We start from the raw sequence: 24,116 nt of genomic DNA on the forward strand, positions 1-24,116 counted from the left end.
CCTCACCTCACCCTCCGGCGGGCAGACCGTCGGTACGGGGGGCGTTGGCCAGGTGCGCCCCCACGCGCTTGACCATCAGGGTCATCTCGTACGCCACCTGTCCGACGTCCGAGTCGGAGTCGGCCAGGACGGCGAGACAGCTGCCGTCGCCGGCCGCCGTGACGAAGAGGAAGGCCTCGTCGAGCTCGACCACGGTCTGGCGGACCCGGCCGGCGTCGAAGTGGCGTCCCACGCCCTTGGCGAGGCTGTGGAACCCCGAGGCGACGGCCGCCAGGTGCTCGCTGTCCTCCCGGGTCAGGTCCTGGGACGTGCCGGTGGCGAGGCCGTCGCTGGACAGGACCAGCGCCTTGCGGATGCTCGCGACGCGCTCGACCAGTTCGTCGAGGAGCCAGTTGAGCTGGCCGGAGCCCTGGCGTGCGGCGTTGTGTGCTGCGGCGTTCGGTGCGGTCATCGACCGTCCCCTCCCGGAGTCGTTCCTGGTGCTGTCTCGCCGGGGCCGGCCGCGTCCTCGGCGTTCTGCCGACGGCCGCGTTGCCAGCCGCGTTGAAGCGAAGCCATGCGATTGCGTACTTCGTCCGCGTCACGTTCGAGGTCGTCGTCCGTGTCCACGGGGGCGTGGCCGGAAGTCCGCCCTGCGGAGTCCTCCCGGAGCTGTGGGGCGAGGCTCGCCTGCCGGACCCTGCGAGGGAGGCCGCCCACCGTGTCCGGCGCGGACGGCCGGGGCGCGGGCCTGAGCCGCGTCGGGGCCCCGTCGGCCCGCCGCGTGCCCGGACCGGGCTCCGCGGTGACGGTTTCCGGTCCGGGGAACGAGGGGAAGCCCTCGGGTGCGCCGGGATGGGCGCGTCCCCCGTCGCCGATCCGGCGGCCCTGGTCGGTGACGAGCGTCGGCGGCTTGCGGCGCGGCAGCGGCACGGGGCCTGCGGGCCGCATCGGCCGGACGTCCGCGGAGCGGCCGTCCGACGCGTCGAAGGCCTGCTGGTGCTGTTCCCGGTCGGCCGCCCTGCGCAGGTCACGGGCCCGGAAGATGCCGCCGCGCTCGCTCTCGGTGTCCTCCAGATCGGATACGCCGTCGAGGACGGGCCCGAGAGCCGGATCGAGCTCCCGGTCGAGTGCCGGGTCGTCGGTGAACCCGAGCGGGCCCACCGGGCTTTCGAGCTCGACGGGACCGTCGAGCACCGACGGGTCGGTGAGGCCGGCGGGGACCGGGGAGAGCCCGGAGGGCCTGCCCGGAATGTCCTTGTCCGCGACTCCGTCCCTGCGGGCCTTGTCGCTGCCCGGCACGAGGCTGCCCGGCCGGCCGCCACCGATCGCCTTCTCCGCCCGGCGGTCGAGGCGGAAGCCTGTGCCGTGCGTGTCGGGAGCGTCGGTGAGCAGCTGCGCCGGGATGAAGACGACCGCGGTCGTCCCTCCGTACGGTGAGGTCTGCAGCGACACCCTGACGTTCTGCCGCTGGGCCAGCCGGCTGACGACGAAGAGGCCGAGCCGGTCGGTGTCGGAGAGCTCGAAGTCGGGTGTCTCGGCGAGCCGCAGGTTGGCGTCCAGAAGCACCTCCGGCGCCATGCCGAGCCCGCGGTCGTGGATCTCGAGGGTGAAGCCGTTGGCCACGCGCTCGCCGTGCACCTGGACGGCCGTGTGCGGGGGTGAGAACACCGTGGCGTTCTCCAGCAGTTCCGCGATCAGGTGGGTGAGGTCGGCCACGGCAGGGCCGCCCACGCCGATGCGGGGCAGGCGCCGGACCTCGATGCGCTCGTAGTCCTCCACCTCGGCGACCGCCGCGCGCACCACGTCCATCAGCTGGATCGGCTTGCGCCACTGCCGGGACGGGGCGGCCCCGGAGAGGATCACCAGGCCTTCCGCGTGGCGGCGCATGCGGGTGGTGAGGTGGTCGAGGCGGAAGAGGTCGGCGAGCTCGTCACCGTTCTCGGTACGCCGCTCCATGGTGTCCAGGAGCGTCAGCTGACGGTGCAACAGCACCTGGTTGCGGCGTGCGAGGTTGACGAAGACCTCGGAGACGCCCCGGCGCATGTCGGCCTGCTTGACGGCGGCCTCGACGGCGGCCCGCTGCAGGGTGTTGAGGGCCTGCCCGACCTGGCCGATCTCGTCGCGCTCGTAACTGAGGTGGGGGGCTTCCGTCTCCACGTCCACCTGCTCCCCCGCGGCCAGCCGCCGCATCACGCTGGGCAGCCTCACCCCTGACACCTCATGGGCGTCCTTGCGCAGCCGGGACAGGTCACGGACGAGTTCGCGCCCCACGCGCACGGACACGAAGACCGACACGAGCAGGGCGACGAATCCCAGGACACCGGCGACACCGGCCTGGATCAGGACCCGGTAGCCGGCGGGTTCGGCGCGGTCCTGGAAGCGGTTGGACATCTCGGTGCCGTCGTTGGCCAGGTGGTCCAGGACCGGCGGGGCCGCCTCCTGCCAGCGCTCGGCGTCGACCGCACCCGGTTTCGTGACCGGGCCCGCGGCGATGAGCCTCTGTTCGGCCGTTCGCAGCGGCTCGGTGTCGGGGCTGCTCCAGTACTGCTCCATACGGCTGCGCTCGCCGGCCGGCAGGAGCTCGAGGTTGACCTCGTACAGGAGCTTGCGGCTGGCGGCGAGGTCGGAGACGACGCGGAGTTCGGGGGCACCGAGGCGTCCGGCGATGAGGCCCGACGCGATCAGGGCGTCCTCACGGGAGAGCATCTCGCGGGCCCGGGAGATGCCGACCAGGGCCCGGACCTGCTTGTCCATCGACACGTTCTCCATCGTGTGGAGACCGTTCAGGAAGCGGTAGGACGGGTCGACGAGACCGTTGTAGAAATCGAGGGCCCTGGTCCGGTCGATGGTGCGCTTCTCGACGGATCCGCGCAGCGCGTCCAGCCCGTCGATCTCGCTGAGGATCGAGTCGAGCTGGGCCTCCGCCTCGGGGCTCAGCTTGTCGCGGATGTCCTCGCTCTCCGCGCTCTGCCTGACCTCGGCCACGACACGGTCGGTCTGGGCACGCTGGCGGCGCAGCAGGGGCAGGGCGTCCGAGGCCCGGGGGTCGGCGAGGAAGACGAGTGTCTGGCGGCGTTCGCCCTGGACGGCGCGGATGGTGTCTTCCAGGGGGTGGCCGACCTGCTCCACGATGGCGCTCGCGCCCATCAGCTCGCCGGCCTCACGACCGGTGACGTAGGTGGCGAAGACCCAGAGTCCCGTGAGGGAGGCGAGCGGCACCAGGAGCAACGCCACGATCTTCCTGCGGATGGACTTCCCGCGAAAGCGCATGGCCTCCCCCAGCTCGGCCCCGCTCAGCGGGGGTGGTTGTGTCGGTGTCCCCGGTGGGTCCGGTCGCCCGGACCTCCTGGTTGTTCCGGTGTTCCTGCCGCGGCCCACCGAGCGTCGGCCGGAGTTCCGTCAACAAACGGCGCGAGCCTACTACTGACCTACCGGTAACTCGAAGACGTGTCCGGACGAATTCCGGCCGCACCGCCCCGAGTTGCTCACCAGTTGTCCCGGTATTCCCGGTGAAGAAATTCGCGAAAGCGACAGAGAACTGCTGGCCGGAGACGATGGATTCACACACGGCAGTTGGCTGGAATTCTTCGTTCCGTGACCTTTCGGGGCTGGTTGCTGCCCCCGGGCGGGAATCTTCACGACGTGGCGTTCGTCCACACGTACGGGGCAGAAGAACCCCACGGGGGTACGTGCGACAGGCGACCGGCTCCGCCCGCGTAGAACGGGCGCGAGCCGGGCAGCCACCCTTGAGTCGGACAGTGGTGGGGAGTTGAAGGTCCTTTGGACACGGACGAGCGCAGGAGCACGGCCGCACCGCCGGCGGGCACGAGTGCGGCAGGTGCGTCTGCGGCGGGTGCCCGGATCCCGCGGCAGCTGTGGGTCGAGGAACCCGCGATACGGCGGAGGATGCCGGACCCGGTGAGGACGGCCGCCGTGCGCGCCGTCCTCATCATGTCGCTGACGATCATCCAGGCCATGGTCGCCTTCCTCTGCACACTGGCCGGGTCCTGGCTCGCCTTCCCGATGGTGCTGAGCGGCGTGGCCGGCACGGTCGTGGCGACGTGGTCGGTGCTGGACGTCTGGGTGACCCGCCAGGTGTGGAACCAGCGCAACGGCGTGGTGTCCGTGCCCAGCAGCACGGCGCGCAGCATGCGACGGGAGCGCCGGGCCGGCAGGCGCGCCGCCCGTGCCCAGGCGCGCAGGGAAGCACGGATACGACGCCGGGGCGACGGCCGGCTCTCCCGGGCCTGACGGCCGCGCTCCGGCTTCCCCCTACCGCTTCTCCGAGGCCTGCGCGGGCCCGGTGTGCGTACCCGTCGTCTCCGTGCGCATCTCCGGGACCGGCGCGCCGCCCACGGTGCCGGGCGCCTCGCCGGTCCGCTTGAACATGCGGGTCGCGGTGATCTCGCCGTGGACGGTCTCACCCTCCGGGTCCTGTTGGGGCAGACCCGGCCTGAGGTGCTCCTCCACGCTGATGTACTTCAGCCCCGCGCGCAGGTCCGCATCGTTGCGGAGGCGGATGACGAGCGGGAATTCGGCGAGCGCCGTGGTGTCGAAGAGCCCGGTCGTGTAGAGCAGCTGGACTCCCAGCGCGTCGGAGACCGCGCGCTGAAGCTCCAGCAGATACGTGGCGTTCGCGCGTCCGATCGGGTTGTCGAGGAAGAGGGTGCCCGCGTGGCGGTGCCGGTCGCGGCCCCGGTCGTTGCTGCGCAGGGCCGCCATCGTGCAGTACAGCGCGATCGCGGCGGTCAGCAGCTGGCCTCCGGAGAAGACGTCGCCCATCTGTCCGACCGGCACACGCTCGGCACGCAGCACCGCGTCCGGCTTGAGGATCTCCACGGCGATGCCCTTGGGCTGCAGCGCCGCCTGAACACCTCGCAGCAGAAGGGACATGCCGTCCCTGCGCATGTCGGAGTTCTTCTTGAGGGCCGCGTGCGTGGCCTCGTCGATGACCTCGCCGAGCCGCTCGGTGAGCGTGGCCTGGTCGGGTTCCTCGAAGCGGATCCGGAGGAATTCCTGGCCGGACCACTCCCCCAGTCCTTCGGGCAGCTGCGAGAGCCGCTGCGCGGAGCGGAGCGTCGTGAGGGCAGACTCCACGAGCCCGCGGAGCCGGTCGACGATGGAGTCGCGGTTGCGCTCCAGCTGGGCGAGCTCGTCGGTGAGCACGCGCAGCCTCGGAGCGAAGGCCGCGGCCCACTTCTCGGCGTGGTCGGGCAGGGCGGCCGCCGGGAGTTCCCGGATCTGCTGCCGTGCCGGTGTGCGGACCTGTTCGTACCGGGTGGAGTTGGCGTGCCGCACGAGGACGTCGCTCGCCTCCCGCACGGAACTCTCCGCAGCCGACAGGTCGGTGGCGCAGCCGCGCAGTGAGCGGCGTGTCTCGGCGGCGGAATGCCGGGCCTCCTCCAGGGTGCCCTGGTACGGGTCGGAGGCTTCGGTCTCCTCGTCCGCGCCGTGGTCCCTGAGCAGGTCACGCAGGAGCGCGGCGGTCTCGTCGAACCCGCCCGCCGAGTCCTCCGCGGTCCGGTGGGCGCGCAGCAGCTCGGCGTGGGCGGCGCGCGCGGTGTCCAGCGCCGTGGTGGCGGAGGCCAGTTCGGCCGTCGCCGTGCGGAGCAGGGCCTGGGCCTGGTCGGCGTCGGCAGGAACCAGGTCGGCGGGGAGCTGGGTGTGGTGGGGCGCCTCGTCGGCGGGGGCGAGCCGTTCGGTCTCTCCGCGGAGCCGGCCGAGCTGTTCGCTGGCCGTGGACGCCCTCGTCTCCAGAAGCTGGACCAGGGACTCGGCGCGGGCGGCGGCCGCCTGCCGGGAGGGCCCGTCGGCGCCGTCGGTGCCTTCGAGGAGCAGCGCCGCGCGTGTACGGACCTTGTTGGTGAGGCGGTCGAGTTCGGCCAGGGCCGCGCTCTCGTCGCTCTCGGCACGCGCCTGCTCGGCCCGCAGGTCGGCTCCGACTCCCACCTTCTCGTACAGCTGTGAGGCCGCACGGTATGCCTCGCGCAGAGCGGGCAGGGAGGTCCGCGCGGCGGAGGCGTCGGGCTCCGGGAGCGTTTCCGGGGCACCCGCGATCTCGGCGCGTTCGGCGCGCAGGGCACGGGCGGTCCGGTGGGCGTCGTCCGCGGCGCGCTGGGCGGCACGGCGGTCCTCGTCGGCTGCACGTGCCCGCTCCAGACACGCCGTGGCGCGTGCCTCGGATTCGGCTGCCTCGTCGGTCAGTTCACGCAGCCGCGCCTGCCAGCCCGCCCGGTCACGGAGGCGGTGGGCGAGGCCGGCGAGCGCGTCGGCGGCGCGGCGGGCGCGCTGGGCCGCCTCCTGGCGCTCGTCCCGGACACGTGCGGCGTCGGCAGCGGCCTCGTCGGCCTCGGCGCGCACGGTACGGGCCTCGGCCAAGGCGGATTCCGCGGTTTCCGCGGCGGCGCGAGCGGTACCGGCGGCCTCGCCGAGCTCGGCCAGCATGCCGGGCGGGCAGTCGGCGCGCCACGAGCCGATACGGGCGGCGAGGGAGCGGTCGGCGGTGAGGCGGGCCGCGAGCGACCTGATGTCCTCGTCGCGTGCCGCGGCCCGCGCCCTGAGCGTCTGGCGCTCCTCGTCGGCGGCGTGTTCGTCGTGCATAGCGGGGTTGGGCGGGACGAGGAACACGTCGTCGGCACCGGCGCCGTCGGGCGCCGGTACGGGGGCGAGGAGAGCGGCCGTGGTGCCGACGGCGACGGCCGACCGGGGCAGCAGTGCGGCGGCGGCCAGGACTTCACGGGCGCGGGTGTGCGCGTCGGGGTCGGTGATGACGACACCGTCGACGAGCTCGGGCCGTGCGGCCAGGACCGCCGCGTGGTCGGCGGGATCGACGGCCTGGGCGAGGTAGCGCCAGCCGGGCAGGGCCGGGATGCCGTGCTCACCGAGGTATTCGACGGTGGCGAGGACGTCGGGGCCCGGCGGCAGCAGTCCGCCGTCCCCGAGGGCTCCGAGGATGCGGGAGTCGTCGGCGGCGGCGGTGCGCAGGTCGAAGAGCCTGCGTTCGGCGGCGGCGACGCCCTGGTCGAGGAGCTCGCGCAGCTCGTCGGCGCTGTTGTCGAACTCCTCGGCGGTGAGGGACTGCGCCTCCCCTCCGGTGGGCTCGTCGTTGCCGTCCGTTCCCGCGTCCGCGCTGCGCGGACGCGGGACACCGATGCCGGAGGCCGTGGGGAGACCCAGCAGGTCGGCGAGACGGTGGTCGGCGGCGATCGACTCCGCGGCCCTGCGCTCGGCCTCGTAGGACTGTTCCGCTGCCTGTGCGCCGTCGGCGGCGCGGGCCGCGGCGAGCTCGCTGCGGCTCTCCGTCGCCGCGGCCTCCCGGGCCCGGTCGGCGGTTGCCCGGGCGGCCTCCCGCGCCGTGTCCCAGGCGGCTACCGCGGCCTGTTCCGCGTCGTTCGCGGCGAGGGCCGCGCGGGCCGGGTCGGCGTCCGGAGCTGTGTCGTCGAGCCAGCCCGCCCGGACGGCCTCGGCCGTCTCCTGCTCGACCTCGGCGAGACGCTGGCGCAGGTGGCCGGCCTCGCTGCGGGCGCGCTGGGCCTCGGTGGCAGCGGTGGTGGCGTCCCGGTGCGCCGTTTCCCCGGTGGCCTGCAGGGTCGCTGAGCGCTCCTCCTCCTCGTCGGCCACCTTCTCCCCCGCCTCGGCGGCGGTGTGCAGGGCGCGTACGAGATCGGCGGCGGCCGTGGCGCGCGCGGCCAGGGCGGGAGCCGCGTCGCGCTCGGCCTCCCGGATGGCGACGGCGACCCGGGCCGAGCGGTCGGCGGCCGCCCGGTGGCGCAGGACCGCTTCGGCGGCCTGCCAGGCGGCGTGGAGGGTGCGTGCCTCGCCGAGCTCACGGCGCTGGGCCGCGGCACTCCTCTCGGCAGCGGTCAGGGCGAGGGAGGCGTGCCGGTAGGCCAGCTCGGCCGCGATCAGGTCGCGGTGGCCCCGGGCGGCGTCGGCCTCGGTGACGGTGTGGGCGGCTGCGGTGACCAGCTGGGCGAGCTCGGCGGTGCGGCCGCGTTCCTCGGCGGCGCGGGCGGAGAGCCTGCGGGCGAGGGTGCGGGTGCGCCGCTCGGCACCGGCGTGGACGTCACGGCTGCGGGCCCGGTTGGCGGTGGCCTCGACGATCCGGCCCAGCAGGTCGACGGAACCGGCGGTGAAGTCGCGTTCCGCGGTGAGCTCGGCTCGTCGGCCGAGCTTGTTCCCGAAGCCGCTGACGAGGTCGGCGAGGCCGTCCGTGTCACGGGTGTCGGTGACTGCCCGCAGGAGCAGGTCGGTGAAGTCGGAGTCCTTCTTGACCGCGAAGAGTCCGGCGGCCTCCCCCTCGTCGGCGTTCATCTCACGCTGGTAGCGGAAGAGTTCCGGGTCGAGCCCCAGGTCGCCGAGGTGTTCGTTCCAGCGGTCGTGGATCTCTTCCCAGTGCACGTCGAGGTGCGGGTAGAACTTGCCGGCGTCGGTGAGGGCGTCGCGGAAGCCCTTCATGGTGCGGCGCCTGCCGCGGGCACCGGAGGCGCCTTCGACGGGGCGGCCCACCGAGGTGGCCTCGGCGACGGGAAGGCTGTCGAGGCTGAGGCCGGGCCCCGGGCGGAAGGAGTACCAGGCCTCGGCGAACTTGCGGGGGTCGTTGGAGACCTGGCGGCCGCGCCATTCGCTGACCTTGCCGACGACGACGCACTCTCCGGTGAGCGTGTGCTGCCACTCCAGGGCGACGTGTCCGCAGTCGTCGGCGAGCAGGAACTTGCGCAGGACGCCGGAGCTGGCGCCGCCCAGGGTGTTGCGGTGCCCCGGCAGCATCACGGAGAAGATCAGCTTGAGCAGGACGGACTTGCCGCCGCCGTTCTCCAGGAACAGCACTCCCGCGGGTGCGGGGCGGCGCGGGGGGCCGACGGGCTCGTCCTCGAAGAACTCCGCCTGGGCCGGCGCGGGCCTGGGCACGGGCGCGCCGACGCCGCGCAGGTCGAGCACGGTGTCGGCGTAGCGCGCACCGGCGGGCCCGATGGAGTAGAGGCGGACCCGGGACAACTCGTACATGGCGGCGGACTCTCGTCGTTCAGGCGGCGGGGGGCGACTGGTGCGGCAGGGGGTGGGGGGCGGGGCGGGGCCGGGCTCAGGAGTGGAAGGGAAGTCCCGCGTCGGCGGCCAGCTCCAGGCCGTCGGTGTCGGGTGGGGGCAGCAGGGTCGCCGACCCGTCCGTGACCGGGACGACGCCCAGTTCCAGCAGCTCGGCCATGGCGGCGCTGCCGGCCATGTCGCGTACCTGGAGCTGGTAGCGGGCCGTGGTCCGGTAGGCGCCCCCCGAGTCGTCCCCGGTGCGCTGGAGGAAGCCCGAGTCCGTGAGGAAGGCGACCGCCTTGCCGATGATGCCGGTGGTGGAGCCGGCGAGCCTGCGGGCGTCCTTGGTGGCGCCGGTGGCACTGCGGCGGGCGTAGACGCGCCACCCCGACTCCAGACCGGGGGCGTCGGTGGCCGGGTCGGTGTTGTCACCCTGCTCCTCGGCGCGCTCCTCCAGTCGTCGGCAGGCCTGGCGCACGAAGGCGTCGACACCGTTGACCGTGATGCGGCCGATGTAGGAGTCGTCGGCCAGGTCTTCGGGCCGCGGGAAGGCCATGGCGGCGACGGCGAGGTGGGCGAGGCCGTGCAGGAAGCGGTCGGCCGAGTCGGAGGAGGCGCGCCTGGCGTAGTCGCCCATGCGGACGGTGAAGACCGAGTCCTCTCCGGCGGTCACCGCCATCCCGGCGCGGGTGGAGACCTCCAGGACGACGAGTCCGAGACCGGTGGCGACGGCGTCGGCGAGCCTGGCGAATGCGGGCTCCTCGCGGTAGCGCCGGAGCAGCTCGGTGTATTCGGCGTCCCGGGCGGGCATCAGTTTCGGCTGCAGCCCGAAGGAGACCAGGCGGGCCGCGTCGGCCGCGTCCGCGGGGGTGAGAGCGGCGGGAGCGGCCGGCCGGGCGGCGTCGGCCGCGTGCGTGAGGGACTGGTCGCCCCACGCATCGGTGTGCTCGGCGTGCTGCTCGCTCAACTCTGTGACTCCTCGGTACGGGTGCCGCTCTCGGGCGGCAGGGGGCGGGTGGTCGGGCCGGGAACGCTCATGAGGCGTCCTTGCGGTCCGCGGCCATCCCCGCCGCGTCCAGCAGGGCCATGCCCACTATCAGGTCGGCTCCGCCGAACTCGTGGTCCTCGAGCGGGGTGCCGTCGTCGACGGCGAACAGCAGCCGCCGCTCGCCCTGGCGGTAGGCCGTGCCGACCGGCGGACTCGCCGCGTGCACGGCGAGCAGGGCGACCAGGTAGGGCAGCTCGGGGTCGCGCAGCCGGGCCTCGGCGAGAAGTCCTGAGAGCCGGCGCGGGGCGTCGTGCTCCAGGTCGAGCAGCTCCATGGCGTGTCCGAGCTGCTCCTCGCTGAACCGGCTGTCGTCCGGGGTGGCGATGAGGTCGGGCTCGGGCATCTCGGCGCCGAGGTGCTCCCGCTCCACCGGGGGCATGAGCAACAGGTCGACGAGGTCGCCGACCCGGACCGAGGTCGGCGTGCGCAGCCCTGTGCCGTGCGCGAAGAACGCGTCGGTGGCCCGGGTGGCCTGTTCGACGGGGAGCGGCAGCAGCGGTACGACGAGCTGTCCGTAGAGGTCGAGGCCTGCCCGCGCCGTGGGGGTGGCGAACGCCTGCCGGTCCTGTTCGGCCCGGAAGAGGGGCCCCGCCTCCAGAAGCCGGGACTGGAGCTGGGTGTGGCGGCGGATGCAGTCCTTGACGATGTCGACGAGTTCGGCGGCGCGGCGCTTGTTCTCGGGTTCCTCCGCCTCGTCCCTGGCCTTGCGGATGTTGGTGAGGATGGCGTTCTCGTGGCGGTAGCGGTCGGCGACGTGGTCGAGCGCCTCGGTGATCATGTCGGGTACGGCGTTGAGCCAGTCGACGGCACGGACGTTGCGCCGGGTCGCCTCGAGCGTCCTGCGGAGCGTCTCGGCGTACTGCACGGTGCGGTACCGGGCCTGTTCCGCGGCGAGCTGCGCGTCGGCGAGGCGGCCCCGGCTGATGAGGACCTCCAGCTTCACCTCGGCGGCGATCTGGGCGCTGGTGACATCCGTGTCCAGGGCGCCGACCAGGACGTTGACCGCCTCGTCGGTGGTGCGGAGGTAGACGATGCCGCCGTGGCCGGGGACCTCCTCGATGAGCTTGAAGTCGTAGTCCCTGCGGACGTAGACGCCGTCGGGTCCGAAGGTGCCGTACACGGCGCGGAAGCCGCGGTCCACGCTCCCGACGTTGATCAGGTTCTCCAGGACCCAGCGCGCCACCCGCTCGTGCTCGGTGACGGGCCGGCGCGGTGCCTGGGCGGCGACCCGCGGGAGGAGCCTGGCCACTATCTGGTCGTGGTCGGCACCGGTGTCGAAGTCCATGTTGAGGGTGACCAGGTCGATCGCGGCGAGGGCGACTTCGGCCATCGCGTAGACCGTGTACTCGCCTGCGAGGTTGGCCTTGCGCACGTCGAGGTCGTGCAGCGGAGCGGTGCAGGCGAGCGCGCGCAGCCGACGCGAGAGCCCCTCATCGGCGGCGGGGCCCGGGGCGGGCCTCGGTCCCGCGCTGAGCTGGGGCGCAGCGGTCTGGGTGTCGGCAGGCGAAGTCACGCTGCACAGATTAGGTCCTCGCACCGACAACGGTCGAAACGGCGCAGAAGCGACCGGTCACGGGCGACCGTGACCGCCCCCTCCGGGGGTGCGCAGCACCAGGACGTCCCCTGTCCCCAGCTCGGCGGTGTCACAGCCTTCGAGTGGCGTCACTGTCCTGCCGTCGGCCCGCTCGACGTACTGCTCGCCGAGCGCTCCCGGTCCGCCTCCCGCCATGCCGTACGGCGGGACCCTGCGGTGTCCCGACAGGAGTGCCACGGTGACGGGTTCGAGGAAACGGATACGGCGTTCGACCCCGCGGCCCCCGTGCCACCGGCCCGTGCCTCCGCTGCCCTCGCGTACGCCGAAGCTCTCCAACAGCACCGGGTAGCGCCACTCGAGGATCTCGGGGTCGGTGAGCCGGGAGTTGGTCATGTGGGTCTGCACAGCGTCGGCCCCGTCGAAGCCGTCACCGGCACCGGAGCCGCTCGCGACGGTCTCGTAGTACTGGACCCGGTCGTTGCCGAAGGTGAGGTTGTTCATGGTGCCGGACCCCTCGGCCTGGACACCCAGGGCCGCGTAGAGGGCGCCGGTGACGGCCTGGGAGGTCTCGACGTTGCCCGCGACGGTCGCCGCCGGGTGGACGGGGGCCAGCATCGATCCCCTCGGGACGCGGATGTCCAGGGGGTTCAGGCAGCCGCTGTTGAGGGGGATGTCGTCCTCGACGAGCGTACGGAACACGTAGAGGACTGCTGCCATGACCACGGACTTGGGTGCGTTGAAGTTGCCGGTCTGCTGCGGGGAGGTGCCCTCGAAGTCGAGGACGGCGCGGCGGGCGTCGCGGTCCACGCTCACGCTCACCGCGATGACGGCGCCGTTGTCGGTCTCGTAGCGGCAGGAGCCGTCGTGCAGCCCGGCCACGATGCGGCGTACGGACTCCTCTGCGTTGTCCTGGACGTGACCCATGTACGCCTCGACGACGTCCTGGCCGAACTGGCGCGTCATGCGCCGTAGTTCGGTGATCCCCTTCTCGTTGGCCGCGATCTGGGCGCGCAGGTCGGCGAGGTTGGTGTCCGGGTCGCGCGAGGGGTGGACGGCGGCCGTGAGCAGGTGCCTGGTCTCCGCCTCGCGGAAAGTTCCGTCGCGTACCAGCAGCCAGTTGTCGAACAGGACGCCTTCTTCCTCGATCGTACGGCTGAAGGCGGGCATGGAGCCCGGGGTGATGCCGCCGATCTCCGCGTGGTGACCGCGTGACGCGACCAGGAAGCGCAGCCGGCTCTCCTGGCCGTCGGTGGCCTCGTCGAACACGGGCGTCACGACGGTCACGTCCGGCAGGTGTGTTCCCCCGTGGTACGGGTCGTTGACGGCGTACACGTCACCGGGCCGCAGGGACCCCCCGTTGCGCCGCAGCACCTCCTTGATGGACTCGCCCATCGAGCCCAGGTGGACCGGGATGTGCGGGGCGTTGGCCACCAGGTTGCCGTCCGCGTCGAACAGCGCGCACGAGAAGTCCAGCCGTTCCTTGATGTTGACGGAGTGCGCCGTGTTCTCCAGTCGCACGCCCATCTGTTCGGCGATCGACATGAAGAGGTTGTTGAACACCTCGAGCATGACCGGGTCCACCCGGGTACCGACGGCGGTCCGTTCGGGTCGCGGCTCCGTCCGGCGCAGCACGAGGTGCCCGGCCGGTCCCGCCGTCGCCTTCCAGCCGGGGTCGACGACGGTGGTGGCGTCGTCCTCGGTGACGACGGCCGGGCCGTTCACGGTGTCCTCGGCGCGCAGTGTCGCGCGGCGGTACAGGCCGGCGTCCCGCCATCCGTCCCCGGTGAACATCCTCACCGTTCCGAGGGGCCGGACCGGTCCTTCCCCCGTACGCGCACCGGCCTGGAGCGGGGTGTGCGATGCGGCGGTTCCGGTGGCTTCCACGGAGACGGCCTCGACCACCAGGGGCTTGCCCATGGTGAATCCGTAGCGCGCCCGGTGCGTTGCGCCGAACGCCTCGGTCATGGCGGCCACGGTGCCGAGGGCGACGGGCAGCGCGGCGTCCGTACCGGCGTAGCGCAGAAGGATCCGCGTCCGGGTGCCGATGGCACTGTCGGGAATGCCGTCGGCACGGAGTTCGGCGCGGGTGCGCTCCGCGAGGCTGTCGCTGATGCCGCGCACCCGGCCCCCGGTCGCCTTGTCCTCCAGACCCGCCTCGACGGATTGTTCGCGCATCGCGGTGGCGTCGGCGAGACCGATCCCGTACGCGGAGAGGACACCGGCGAGCGGCGGTACGAGGACGGTGTCGACACCCAGGGCGTCGGCGACGGCGCAGACGTGCTGGCCCCCGGCGCCGCCGAAGCCGGTGAGCGCGTAGCGGGTGATGTCGTGGCCCCGTTGGACGGAGATCTTCTTGACGGCGTTCGCCATGTTCAGCACGGCGATCTCCAGGAAGCCCGCGGCGACCTCGGCGGCCGTCCGCCCGCTGCCTGTGGCGGCCGAGACCTCCTCGGCCAGTTCACCGAAGCGTTCCTCCACGAGACCGGCGTCCAGCCGCTGGTCGCCGCCGGGGCCGAAGACGGCGGGGAAGTGCTCAGGGCGGATGCGGCCGAGCATCACGTTCGCGTCGGTGACGGTGAGCGGACCACCCCGGCGGTAACAGGCGGGGCCGGGGTCGGCCCCGGCCGAGTCGGGGCCGACCCGGTAGCGCCGGCCGTCGAAGTGCAGGACGGACCCGCCGCCCGCGGCGACGGTGTGGATGCTCATCATGGGCGCGCTCATCCGCACTCCCGCCACCTGGGTCCCGAGCTCGCGTTCGAACTCTCCCGCGTAGTGGGAGACGTCGGTGGAGGTGCCGCCCATGTCGAAGCCGATGACCCGGTCGTAGCCCGCCTGCCCGGACGTACGCACCATGCCGACGACGCCTCCTGCCGGCCCGGAGAGCACCGCGTCCTTGCCACGGAAGTGCGCCGCCTCACGCAGCCCGCCGTTGGACTGCATGAACATGAGGCGGATCCCCGGGAGTTCCCCGGCGACCTCCTCGACGTACCTGCGCAGGATCGGCGAGAGGTACGCGTCGACGACGGTGGTGTCCCCGCGCGGCACGATCCTGATCAGCGGGCTGACCTCGTGGGAACAGCTGACCTGGGTGAATCCCGCCCGCGTGGCTTCCTCCGCGACCGCTCTCTCGTGGTCCGGGTGACGGTAGCCGTGCATGAGCACGACGGCCGCACTGCGGATCCCGTCCTCCGCGGCCGCCCTCAGCCGGTCCGCCACGACGGCGCGGTCGAGCGCTTTCACGACCTTCCCCCGGGCTTCGGTGCGCTCGGGGACCTCGATGACCCGCTCGTACACCGCTTCGGGGAGCAGGATGCGGCGGTCGAACAGGCGCGGCCGGTTCTGGTACGCGATCTTCAGGGCGTCCCGGAAACCTTCGGTGATGACCAGGACGGTCGGCTCGCCCCGCCGCTCGAGGAGTGCGTTGGTGGCGACGGTCGTGCCCATCTTGACGCCCGCGACCCGGTCGGCGGGGACGGGGTCGTGGGGGCCGAGACCGAGCAGCAGCCGGATTCCGGCGACGGCCGCGTCACGGTAGCGGCCGGGGTCGTGCGACAGCAGCTTCCGGGAGATCAGCCGGCCGCCGGGGTCACGTCCCACCACGTCGGTGAAGGTGCCGCCGCGGTCGATCCAGAACTCCCAGCGTCCGGTCATCCCTCCATTCTGGCGCGGCGGACGAACCCTCGCACGAACGGCGTACGGGGCATTCCGGGCTCACCTCGGTCGGTGACCGCTCGGCCGGGTGCCCAGCCGTCCGAGCCGCACCCCGCGGGCACCGAGGGCGGGACCCCCGCCCGGCGGGCGGCCGGCGCACAGCCGTGCCCGTTCACGCCGCCACCGCCGTCCGGCCGCCCAGGACCTCGTCGTAGTGACCCAGGAGCTGGTCTCCGACGGCTTCCCAGGTGCGGCCCTCGACCGTCGCCCGCGCGGTCCGCCCGAAAGCCGCGGCCCGCGCCGGATCCGCGAGGAGTGCGGCGACCGCCGCCCGTACCGCCTCCGCGTCGTGGGGTGGCACCAGCAGCCCGGTGCTTCCGTGGGCGACCAGGTCGAGCGGCCCCCCGGCCGCCGGGGCGACGACCGGGACCCCGGAGGCCATGGCCTCCTGCACGGTCTGACAGAAGGTCTCGTACGGCCCGGTGTGCACGAAGACGTCCAGGGACGCGAAGAGGCGGGCGAGTCCCTCCCCCGTGCGCCGGCCGAGGAAGACCGCGCCGGGAAGCGCCCGGCGCAGCGCTGCCTCGCTCGGTCCGTCGCCGACGACCACGACGCGCACCCCTGGCAGCGAGCAGGCACCGGCGAGGAGTTCGACGTGCTTCTCGGGGGCGAGCCGGCCCGCGTATCCGATGATCTTCTCCCCACCGGGGGCCAGGGCGCGGCGCAGGGCCTCGTCGCGCAGACCGGGGCGGAACCTGACGGTGTCGACCCCGCGCGGCCAGAGCCGCAACCGGGGCACACCGTGGTCGGTGAGGTCGCGCAGCGCGGCGGAGGAGGGGGCGAGGGTGAGGTCGGCGGCGCTGTGTACGGCACGCATCCGGCGCCAGGCGGCGTTCTCGCCCGCACCCAGGTACGTGCGGGCGTAGCCGGCCAGGTCGGTCTGGTAGACGGCCACTGCGGGCAGTCCCAGCCGGGCGGCGACCGCCATGCCCCGTACGCCGAGGACGAACGGGCCGGCCAGGTGGACGAGTTCGGCGCGATGTCCGATGAGGGCGGCGGCGAGCCTCCGGCCGGGCAGGGCCACACGGACCTGCGGGTAGCCGGGCAGAGGAAGTGAGGGGACGCGCACCACCGGGCAGGGGTCGCCGGTGGACGAGGTGCCGGCGGAGGCGTTCGCCCCGGCCGGGGCGACGACGAGGGTCCGGTGGCCGCGGGCGGCGAGGTGCCGGGCGGTCTGCAGGGTGCAGTGGGCCACACCGTTGACGTCGGGAGGGAAGGATTCGGTGACGATGACGACACGCATAGGGGTGTTGTCACCACGCCGGGCGTGCCCTGGCCGACGTGGATCTGTCGGCCCGGGGAACGTCCCGTGAGCGTTTGCGCCGCAAGATCCGTCGGCCCGGGGAAACGCCCCATGGCCGTTTGCGCCGCGCGCCCCCGACGCGCGGCCTCGGGCTCCGTGGTCAGGCGGAGCGCCGGTTCAGACTGCGGGTGCGTCCGGTCCGATCCTGCTGCGCACCGCGGTCTGCACCTCGGCCTCTTCGGCCGGGTCGGCGGCGAGCCGCCGCAGTCGTTCGGCGACCCGGATGTCCCCGGTCTCCGCGTGGTGTGCGGCCAGTTCCCGGGTGGTCTCCTCGCAGTCCCAGAGGCACTCGACGGCGAAGCCGCTGGCGAAGGACGGGTCGGTGGCCGCCAGTGAACGGGCGGCCCGGCCGCGCAGGTGCGAGGAGGACGTCTCCCTGTACACATGGCGCAGTACCGGCGCGGCACAGGCGATGCCCAGGCGCCCGGCGCCGTCGACGAGGGTGCACAGGCGCGGGGTGTCGGGGCCCTCGCCCCTGACCGCCTCGCGCAGCGCGGCAAGGACGAGCGGGGCGTCCTGTACGGAGCCACGGCAGGCGAGGACCCCCGCAGCAGAGGCCCCGAGGGCATCGGGCCGGTGGGCCCAGCCCCGGGCCCGGTCGACCGCCGCTTCTCCGCACATGCGCTCGAAGGCGGCCACGGCCGCATCGGCGACGGTGCGGGACGGGCCGGTCACGGCTTGCTCGATCAGGTCGAGCACGGCAGGATCCTGGGCCTCGGCCAGGTAGTGCAGGGCGGCGCAGCGGGCACCCTCGGAGCCGCTGCGGGCGGCCTCGATGATCAGGGGGCGGTCCTCGGTCCCGGCGACGGCGGAGAGGCAGCGGGCCGCGGGGACGTGGAGGGCGCTGCCGCGTTCCAGTCCTTCCTGGGCCCAGTCGAAGACGGCCTGGACGCTCCAGCCGGGGCGAGGTCCGCCCGGCCTCATCTGCCGCTGCCACCGGTCGAACGATCCCTGTTCCGTCGCCGCCCTGACCCTGGCGCCGACCGCTTCGCGCGGGTCGTCGGCCCAGAGCCGCCAGGGGCGGGGCTCGAAGGCGTCCCGCACGGCGGCGGCCAGCTCGGCGGTTCCCTCCGCGGTGGCGGGGAAGCGGGCCAGCACCGCCCCGGCGAGGGAACGCAGCCCGGCGTCGTCGTCTCGCAGGGCCAGTTCGTCGAGTGCCCAGGCCCAGTTGGACCCGGTCGCGGCGTACCGGCGCAGGAGTACGAGGGCGTCGTCGCGCCCGTAGGAGGCGAGGTGCCCGAGCACGGCCAGCGCGAGACCCGTGCGTGAGTCGTCGGTCCGGAGGTGGTCCTCCGGATCCCACAGGTGCCGCTCGATCTCCTCGGTGCCACCGTCGAGATCCAGGTAGAGCCGCGCGTAGTAGAGGGAACGGTTCTCGACCTGCCAGTCGTGACGGGGATCGCTCAGGACGCAGTGGTTGAGAGCCGCGAGGGCCTCGGGACGCGGGGCGGCGAGCGCGTGGAGCGTGCCGTCGCCACGGCCCCTCTGCAGCAGGCCGAGCAGTGTGCCGCTCGGCGCTATGAACGGATCGAACATGGGGAAAGCCTCACATCAAGCTGTCGACGCAACCGGGACTGTGCTGTTCCATGTGCCGGGGTGACATCCCCTAGGCCGCGCAGCAACATGATCGGCCGACCGCCGTCTTCTGCCTGGTGCTCATCTTCCTCTGCCTCTCGTCGGTGGCCCGAAACGGACCCGCGACGTCATGATGACCCAGCCATTTCGCCGACGCGACCACATTTACGGCGCACCGGCCGGCCGGCGGCGCGGACGGCGTCTCAGCGCGCACCGAAGAGTTCCAGCAGGTCGTCCTTGCCGAACATGCGCGCGGTGTCCACGGCGGAAGGAGTTCCGGCGGCCGGATCGGCCCCTGCGGCGAGCAGTGCGTCGATCACCTCGCGCTCGCCCTTGAAGACAGCTCCGGCCAACGGGGTCTGCCCCCGGTCGTTGGCCCGGTCCGGGTCGGCCCCGCGGTCGGCGAGCGCGACGACGGCGGGGGCGTGCCCGTGGTACGCGGCGAGCATGAGCAGCGAATCGCCCCGGTCGTTGGTGAGGTTCGCGGGGACGCCCGCGTCGACGTAGGCGGCGAGCGCGTCGCTCTCGCCCCGGCGGGCCAGGTCGAAGACCTTGGTCGCCAGCTCGACCACCTCGGGGTCGGGTGTTTCGCTCATCGGAGGGGCCGCCTTCCATTGACCGCCGGCCGTTGCCGACCTGGTGGGGGGTACGGCCGGGGCCGTACGAGTGAATCGACAGGGTACTGCTCCGGGGCGGTCGTCAGCCTGCCCCTCGGAGCCGGAAGACACACCGCCGGGCCCACTTTCCGGCGGGGACCGGGCTCGCGCGGCTCACGGAGCTTCCGGGCGACCACTTTCCACCCATCTGTTGAGTGAAATGGAAGGCTATTCACTCAGTTGCACCTTTTATCGTATTGGTACATCTTGTGATCCTGGAAGTACTCATGGTGACTGTCCCCATCAACCAGGAGAACCGCTCATGATCCTCTCCATCTCAGGCGTGGTACTGCTCGGCATCATCGTCTTCCTGTTCTTCAAGAAGGACGGGCTGAAGGCGTCCCACGCCCTCATCTGCGCTCTGTTCGGCTTCTACCTGGCCGGCACGGCCATCGCCCCGAGCATCACGGCCGGCGGCGCGAGCCTCGCCGGCATGCTGGGCGGGATCAAGTTCTGACGCTCCGACACCGCTCCCACCTCTTCAGGAGACCGACGTGGACCGGCGACCACTCCCCCGCATTCTGAGCAGCGGCAGCGCTTCGATCACCCGCAGTCGCGAGATCGCACGCACGGCCGCCGACAACGCCACCGACGTCCTCCATCCGCTGATCACGGTCACCCGTGGCCTGCGGCTGCTGGCGGGAGCAGGTCGGCAGAGATGGGCCGCGACGCCCAGGGACCGGCGCGGACACGTGCTGTTCCTTGTCGCGGCATGCGTACTGGTGGTGGCGCTCATCCCCTACGGGCCGCTCCTGGCCCTCATCACGGTGATGGGCGCTGCCGCATGGCGGGGGCGCGCGCGGAACCCCGCGAAGACCGGCCCCGACGAGACGGAGACCGCACGGCTCCAGGCGCTGTACGAGGCGCTGGTGCCGCACTTCTCCGTGTCCGACGACCCCAGTCCGCTGTTCTCCCACGGCGGCGACTGGGAGAAGGCGTTCGGCACCTCGTTCGCCTTCGACGCCGACGGGCGTCCCACCCGGCTCCAGGTGAACTACCCGGCGTACTTCGACGACGGCGATCCCGCGTCACGCGCACGTGTCGAGCAGGTGCTCCACGCCAAGTCCGGCCGGAACCGTGAATACCACTTCTCCTGGGACGAGGAGAGCAACCACCTCCTCATGACGGTGCTCGCCGCGCTTCCCACCACCATCGCCGCCCAGCGGTTCGTCACCGCGCCCGGCGAGACCGTGCTGGGGTTCACCGACGCCGACGCGGTCCCGCGCACCGTTCCGGTCCAGGACGGCGACGGGACGCGGGACGCCTCCCCGGTGATCTGGCGGACGGGCGCCCGCTCGGCGGAGCCCCATCTGCTGATCGCCGGCCACCCCGGCAGCGGCACCACGACCCTGATGCGCTCACTCGCCCTGCAGGCCCTCCAGCACGGCGACATCCTGGTCGTGGAGGGCGGCGGCACCGGCGAGTACGGCTTCCTGACCGGCCGGGACGGCGTACTGGCCGTCGAGTGCGGGCTGGGCGGCGCCCTGGCGACACTCGAATGGGCGGCGCACGAGACGGAGCGGCGGCTCATCGCCGCCAACCGGGCCCGCCAGGCCGGGCATCCCGAGCCCGAGGACATCAAGCGCCCCCTGTGGATCCTGCTGGACCGCCCGAGCGCGCTGGGACACCTGGCGGCCGCCGACGGCAGGCAGGATCCGCAGGAACTCCTCCAGGTGCCGCTGCGGCACGGTCGCGCCGCCGGGGTGACGGTCGTCGTCGCGGACCAGTTCGACAGCCTCGACGCCCTCACGGAGACCGTACGGACCCACACCAGGGCACGTGCCGTGCTGGGCCCCGCGGACCGCGACCAGGTCGAGGCGGTCCTGGGAGTCCAGCCGCACACCACTCCGGTCACCGAGGTCCCGCCGGGCCGCGGCTACGCCCGGCTGGGCAACGGGCCCGTCATGCGACTGCAGGTACCGTCCACCCCGGACCCGCACGACGACGCCACGAGCGAGGCGCAACGGCAGGCGGTACTCGGCCTGTTGCCCGGTGGCGGCCCGGCGGAGGAGCGAGCCGCACCGGAGGCGTCGCCGGAGGCCGCCCCGGAAACGGTCGACGAGCCCGTGCCGGAGCACCTGGACCGGCTGGTCAAGACACCGGCCGTCGCGGAGGGCTGAGGCCCGGTCAGCTCGGGCCACGAAAGCCGGGCGCCTCAGGCCACGAAAGCCGGGCGCCTCAGGCCACGAAAGCCGGGCGCCTCAGGCCACGAAGGTCCGGGGCGCCTCGGCTCCCGCGCTCGCCCCGGAAGCGACGAGTGCGGCGGCAGCGGCCAGCCGCAGCGCCGCCTCGTCCGCCAGGGGGCCGCCCACGGTGAAGGGCAGCCGCACGTAGCCCTCGAAGGCCCCGTCGACCCCGAACCGGGGCCCCGACGGGACGCGGACGCCGACCCGCTCGCCGGCCACGGCCAGCCGGGAGCCGGAGAGCCCGCCGGTACGCACCCACAGCGTGAGACCGCCACGCGGCGCCTCGAACTCCCACTCCGGGAGCTCCCGGCGCAGCGCCCGCACCAGGTCGTCCCTGTTCTCGCGGGCCTGCTCACGCCGGACCGCCACGGCCTGTTCCCAGCCGCCCGTCCCCATCAGCCAGTTGATGGCGAGCTGTTCCAGCACCGGCGTCCCCATGTCGGCGTACGCGCGTGCCGCGACCAGGCTGCGGATGACGTCCGGCGCCGCCCTCACCCAGCCGATCCGCATGCCGGCCCAGAACGCCTTGCTCGCGGATCCCACGGTCAGGACGGTGCTGCCCGCCGGGTCGAACGCACAGACCTTGCGCGGCATCTCGACGTCCGCGTCGAGATGCAGCTCGGTCATGGTCTCGTCGACCACCAGGACGGTGCCCGCCGACCGGGCGGCCTCGACCAGAGCACGACGCTGCTGCTCGTCGGCCAGGGCCCCGGTGGGGTTGTGGAAGTCGGCGACGACATAGGCGAGCCGGGGCGCGGCGTCCCGCAGCACCTGTCGCCAGCGGTTCATGTCCCAGCCGCCGAGGCCCTCCTCCATGGCCACGGGCACCAGCCTGGCGCCCGACTCCCGCATGAGCTGGAGGATGTTGGCGTAGCTCGGGGACTCCACCGCGATGCGCTCACCGCGCCCGGCGAAGAGATGGCAGATGGCGTCGATGGCGCCCATCGCCCCCGTGGTGACCATGATCTGTTCGGGCATCGTGGGAATGCCGTGCCCGGTGTAGCGGTCCGCGATCATCTGCCGCAGCGCGGGAAGACCGGCCGGGTAGTCGCCGTGCGTGTGGGCGTACGGCGGCAGTTCCTCCAGCGCGCCCTGGACGGCCCGGGTCAGCCACGGCTCCGGGGCGGGCAGCGAGGCGCATCCCAGGTCGATCATCGAGCCGAGGGACTCCGGCGGCAGCGGTTCGAGGCCCCGGGCGGGCAACGGGTTGCCCGCCGGGACCGCGGTCCAGCTGCCGGCTCCGCGGCGCGACTCCAGGAAACCCTCCGCGCGCAGCGCCTCGTACGCGGCGGTCACGGTGGTCCGGCTGAGGGACAGGGCCAACGCGAGCTCCCGCTCGGCGGGAAGCCGCGCGGCGACCGGTACCCGGCCTTCCAGGACGAGCAGCCGCACACCGTCGGCGAGCGCCCGGTAGGCGGGCGGCTTGCGCCCGCCGGGCGCCAGGGGGCGTTCCTGCTGGCCCTGGAGCTGGCGAGCGAGCTGTGCCGCACCCACGGTCGAAGTCCACTGCGCCATGTAAATCAGTCCACCTTCCTCGGATTGGCCATAGTTGGTGGCCAATCCCCTGCCACAGAGTGACACGCGACAGTCCACCACCACCACACAGGGGGAACCACTTGACCGAGACCACCGCCCGGAGCGGAACGCGGCTCACCCGGCGGCTGACGCATCTGTACACGGGACTGGCCCTGTACGGGGCGAGCTCTGCGCTCCTGGTCCGTGCCGGGCTCGGGCTCGAACCGTGGGGCGTGCTGCACCAGGGGCTCGCCGAGCGGACCGGGATCTCCATCGGGGTCGTCTCGATCATCGTCGGAGCGGTCGTCCTGCTCCTGTGGATCCCGATCAGGCAGCGCCCGGGGCTCGGCACGGTCTCCAACGTATTCGCCGTAGGTATCGCGATGGACGGCACGCTCGCCCTCGTACCGGACGTGCACGGCCTCGGCGCGCAGATCCCGGTGATGGCCGCGGGCATCGTGCTCAACGGCGCCGCAACCGGCCTGTACATCTCCGCACGCTTCGGACCGGGGCCACGTGACGGTCTGATGACGGGCCTGAACCGCCTCACGGGGCGCTCCATCAGGCTGGTGCGTACGGCGATCGAGGTGGCCGTGGTCGTGACCGGTTTCCTCCTCGGCGGTTCCCTCGGGGCCGGCACGGTCCTGTACGCCCTGGCCATCGGCCCGCTCGCCCAGTTCTTCCTGCGCTTCTTCGACCTTCCCGCGCCCGGCGCCCGCACCGTGGCCGTTGCCGGGCGGACACCGCGAGGGGCGATACTTCCGCGGTGACCGCAGCGACCTCGGGGCGCCACCCCTATCTGGACCACCCTTCGACGATTCCCTTCGCCCACCGCGGCGGAGCGGCGGACGGCATGGAGAACACCGCAGCGGCGTTCCGGCGTGCGGCGGGCGTCGGCTACCGCTACTTCGAGACCGATGTGCACGCCACGGCGGACGGCCGCCTGGTCGCCTTCCACGACCCGACCCTGGACCGGGTGACGGACTCCCGGGGGCGCATAGCGGGGCTGCCCTGGAGCGAGGTGAGCCGGGCGAGGGTGGCCGGCAGCGAGCCGCTGCCGCTCTTCGAGGAGCTGCTGGAGGAGTTCCCGGACGCCCGCTGGAACGTGGACATCAAGGCGGAGCCCGCCCTCGCCCCGCTCGTCGACCTGATCCGCAGGACCGACGCCTGGGACCGCGTGTGCGTGGGGTCGTTCTCCGAGGGACGCGTGGCCAGGGCCCACCGCCTCGCGGGCCCGCGCCTGGCCACCTCCTACGGGGTACGCGGCGTACTCGGCCTGCGGCTGCGCTCGTACGGCATCCCGGCGGCGCTCCGGGCGGGCGCGGTCTGCGCGCAGGTCCCGGAGAGCCAGAACGGCGTCCGGGTCGTCGACCGGAGCTTCGTCCGCACGGCACACGCGCGCGGCCTGCAGGTCCACGTCTGGACGGTCAACGAACCGGAGCGGATGGCGGCGCTCCTGGACCTCGGGGTGGATGGCATCATGACCGATCACATCGAGACGCTGCGCACGGTACTGAGCGGGCGGGGGGCCTGGGCCTGACGCCCGGGACGGCCGCGCCGGCGCGGACAGAACGAGGGG

General features: G+C 73.0%; 15 protein-coding genes. 5 read left to right on the forward strand and 10 right to left on the reverse strand.

Features of this window, described 5'->3' with window-relative positions; translation table 11 throughout:
- Positions 1 to 7 precede the first annotated feature (7 nt).
- Both OO67_RS27055 and OO67_RS27060 read right to left on the reverse strand, forming a co-directional pair.
- On the reverse strand, positions 8 to 451 hold the full coding sequence (locus OO67_RS27055) for a roadblock/LC7 domain-containing protein (protein ID WP_033304216.1): 444 nt from the start codon (positions 449 to 451) through the stop codon (positions 8 to 10).
- On the reverse strand, positions 448 to 3,252 hold the full coding sequence (locus OO67_RS27060; protein WP_033304218.1) for a nitrate- and nitrite sensing domain-containing protein: 2,805 nt from the start codon (positions 3,250 to 3,252) through the stop codon (positions 448 to 450). Before OO67_RS27060 ends, OO67_RS27055 begins: the two co-directional genes overlap by 4 nt.
- Before the next feature lie 510 nt (positions 3,253 to 3,762).
- On the opposite strand from OO67_RS27060, the gene OO67_RS27065 reads away from it, so the two are divergent.
- Positions 3,763 to 4,233, forward strand: coding sequence for a hypothetical protein (locus OO67_RS27065; protein ID WP_033304220.1), 471 nt, complete (start codon positions 3,763 to 3,765; stop codon positions 4,231 to 4,233).
- Positions 4,234 to 4,254: 21 nt separating this feature from the next.
- Here OO67_RS27065 and OO67_RS27070 read toward each other — a convergent pair whose 3' ends face one another.
- The 7 genes from OO67_RS27070 to OO67_RS27100 all read right to left on the reverse strand — a co-directional run bounded on the left by OO67_RS27070 (position 4,255) and on the right by OO67_RS27100 (position 18,776).
- Positions 4,255 to 8,988 (reverse strand): hypothetical protein, encoded by a 4,734-nt coding sequence (locus OO67_RS27070; RefSeq protein WP_051709902.1) that lies wholly within the window; start codon positions 8,986 to 8,988, stop codon positions 4,255 to 4,257.
- A gap of 76 nt (positions 8,989 to 9,064) precedes the next feature.
- Complete coding sequence (locus OO67_RS27075; RefSeq protein ID WP_033304222.1) at positions 9,065 to 9,976, reverse strand: membrane protein; 912 nt, start codon at positions 9,974 to 9,976, stop codon at positions 9,065 to 9,067.
- 67 nt (positions 9,977 to 10,043) lie between these two features.
- The gene (locus OO67_RS27080; protein ID WP_033304223.1) at positions 10,044 to 11,570 is read right to left on the reverse strand and encodes a hypothetical protein; all 1,527 of its coding nucleotides are present in this window, start codon (positions 11,568 to 11,570) and stop codon (positions 10,044 to 10,046) included.
- 57 nt (positions 11,571 to 11,627) lie between these two features.
- Positions 11,628 to 15,242: a hydantoinase B/oxoprolinase family protein gene (locus OO67_RS27085; protein ID WP_033304224.1), complete on the reverse strand. Its 3,615-nt coding sequence runs from the start codon at positions 15,240 to 15,242 to the stop codon at positions 11,628 to 11,630.
- A gap of 172 nt (positions 15,243 to 15,414) precedes the next feature.
- Positions 15,415 to 16,545, reverse strand: a complete 1,131-nt coding sequence (locus OO67_RS27090; protein WP_033304225.1) for a glycosyltransferase family 4 protein — start codon at positions 16,543 to 16,545, stop codon at positions 15,415 to 15,417.
- Between the two features lie 177 nt (positions 16,546 to 16,722).
- Positions 16,723 to 18,141, reverse strand: coding sequence for a hypothetical protein (locus tag OO67_RS27095; RefSeq protein ID WP_033304227.1), 1,419 nt, complete (start codon positions 18,139 to 18,141; stop codon positions 16,723 to 16,725).
- Between the two features lie 242 nt (positions 18,142 to 18,383).
- A complete protein-coding gene (locus OO67_RS27100; protein ID WP_033304228.1) occupies positions 18,384 to 18,776 on the reverse strand; it encodes an ankyrin repeat domain-containing protein in 393 nt (130 codons plus the stop codon).
- 322 nt (positions 18,777 to 19,098) lie between these two features.
- Here OO67_RS27100 and OO67_RS27105 point away from each other — a divergent pair, with 322 nt between their 5' ends.
- A complete protein-coding gene (locus OO67_RS27105) occupies positions 19,099 to 19,293 on the forward strand; it encodes a hypothetical protein (RefSeq protein ID WP_033304229.1) in 195 nt (64 codons plus the stop codon).
- 37 nt (positions 19,294 to 19,330) lie between these two features.
- The gene (locus OO67_RS27110; RefSeq protein WP_033304230.1) at positions 19,331 to 20,956 is read left to right on the forward strand and encodes a membrane protein; all 1,626 of its coding nucleotides are present in this window, start codon (positions 19,331 to 19,333) and stop codon (positions 20,954 to 20,956) included.
- A gap of 81 nt (positions 20,957 to 21,037) precedes the next feature.
- Here the strand turns inward: OO67_RS27110 and OO67_RS27115 are convergent, their stop codons facing one another.
- Positions 21,038 to 22,537, reverse strand: a complete 1,500-nt coding sequence (locus OO67_RS27115) for an SCO1417 family PLP biosynthesis transcription factor (RefSeq protein WP_033304232.1) — start codon at positions 22,535 to 22,537, stop codon at positions 21,038 to 21,040.
- A 101-nt stretch (positions 22,538 to 22,638) separates the two neighbouring features.
- Between OO67_RS27115 and yczE the strand changes: the two genes are divergently transcribed.
- Both yczE and OO67_RS27125 read left to right on the forward strand, forming a co-directional pair.
- Positions 22,639 to 23,307: a membrane protein YczE gene (yczE, locus tag OO67_RS27120; RefSeq protein WP_033304233.1), complete on the forward strand. Its 669-nt coding sequence runs from the start codon at positions 22,639 to 22,641 to the stop codon at positions 23,305 to 23,307.
- Positions 23,304 to 24,077, forward strand: a complete 774-nt coding sequence (locus OO67_RS27125) for a glycerophosphodiester phosphodiesterase family protein (protein WP_033304235.1) — start codon at positions 23,304 to 23,306, stop codon at positions 24,075 to 24,077. Before yczE ends, OO67_RS27125 begins: the two co-directional genes overlap by 4 nt.
- The last annotated feature ends 39 nt before the right edge of the window (positions 24,078 to 24,116 follow it).

The organism is Streptomyces atroolivaceus (assembly GCF_000717025.1).
GTDB lineage: Bacteria > Actinomycetota > Actinomycetes > Streptomycetales > Streptomycetaceae > Streptomyces > Streptomyces atroolivaceus.

Bases quoted from the DNA above. Each gene is read 5' to 3' on its own strand.
- OO67_RS27055 (WP_033304216.1), bottom strand. From the start codon at position 451: ATGACCGCACCGAACGCCGCAGCACACAACGCCGCACGCCAGGGCTCC.
- OO67_RS27060 (WP_033304218.1), bottom strand. From the start codon at position 3,252: ATGCGCTTTCGCGGGAAGTCCATCCGCAGGAAGATCGTGGCGTTGCTC.
- OO67_RS27070 (WP_051709902.1), bottom strand. From the start codon at position 8,988: ATGTACGAGTTGTCCCGGGTCCGCCTCTACTCCATCGGGCCCGCCGGT.
- OO67_RS27085 (WP_033304224.1), bottom strand. From the start codon at position 15,242: ATGACCGGACGCTGGGAGTTCTGGATCGACCGCGGCGGCACCTTCACC.
- OO67_RS27090 (WP_033304225.1), bottom strand. From the start codon at position 16,545: ATGCGTGTCGTCATCGTCACCGAATCCTTCCCTCCCGACGTCAACGGT.
- OO67_RS27095 (WP_033304227.1), bottom strand. From the start codon at position 18,141: ATGTTCGATCCGTTCATAGCGCCGAGCGGCACACTGCTCGGCCTGCTG.
- OO67_RS27100 (WP_033304228.1), bottom strand. From the start codon at position 18,776: ATGAGCGAAACACCCGACCCCGAGGTGGTCGAGCTGGCGACCAAGGTC.
- OO67_RS27105 (WP_033304229.1), top strand. From the start codon at position 19,099: ATGATCCTCTCCATCTCAGGCGTGGTACTGCTCGGCATCATCGTCTTC.
- OO67_RS27115 (WP_033304232.1), bottom strand. From the start codon at position 22,537: ATGGCGCAGTGGACTTCGACCGTGGGTGCGGCACAGCTCGCTCGCCAG.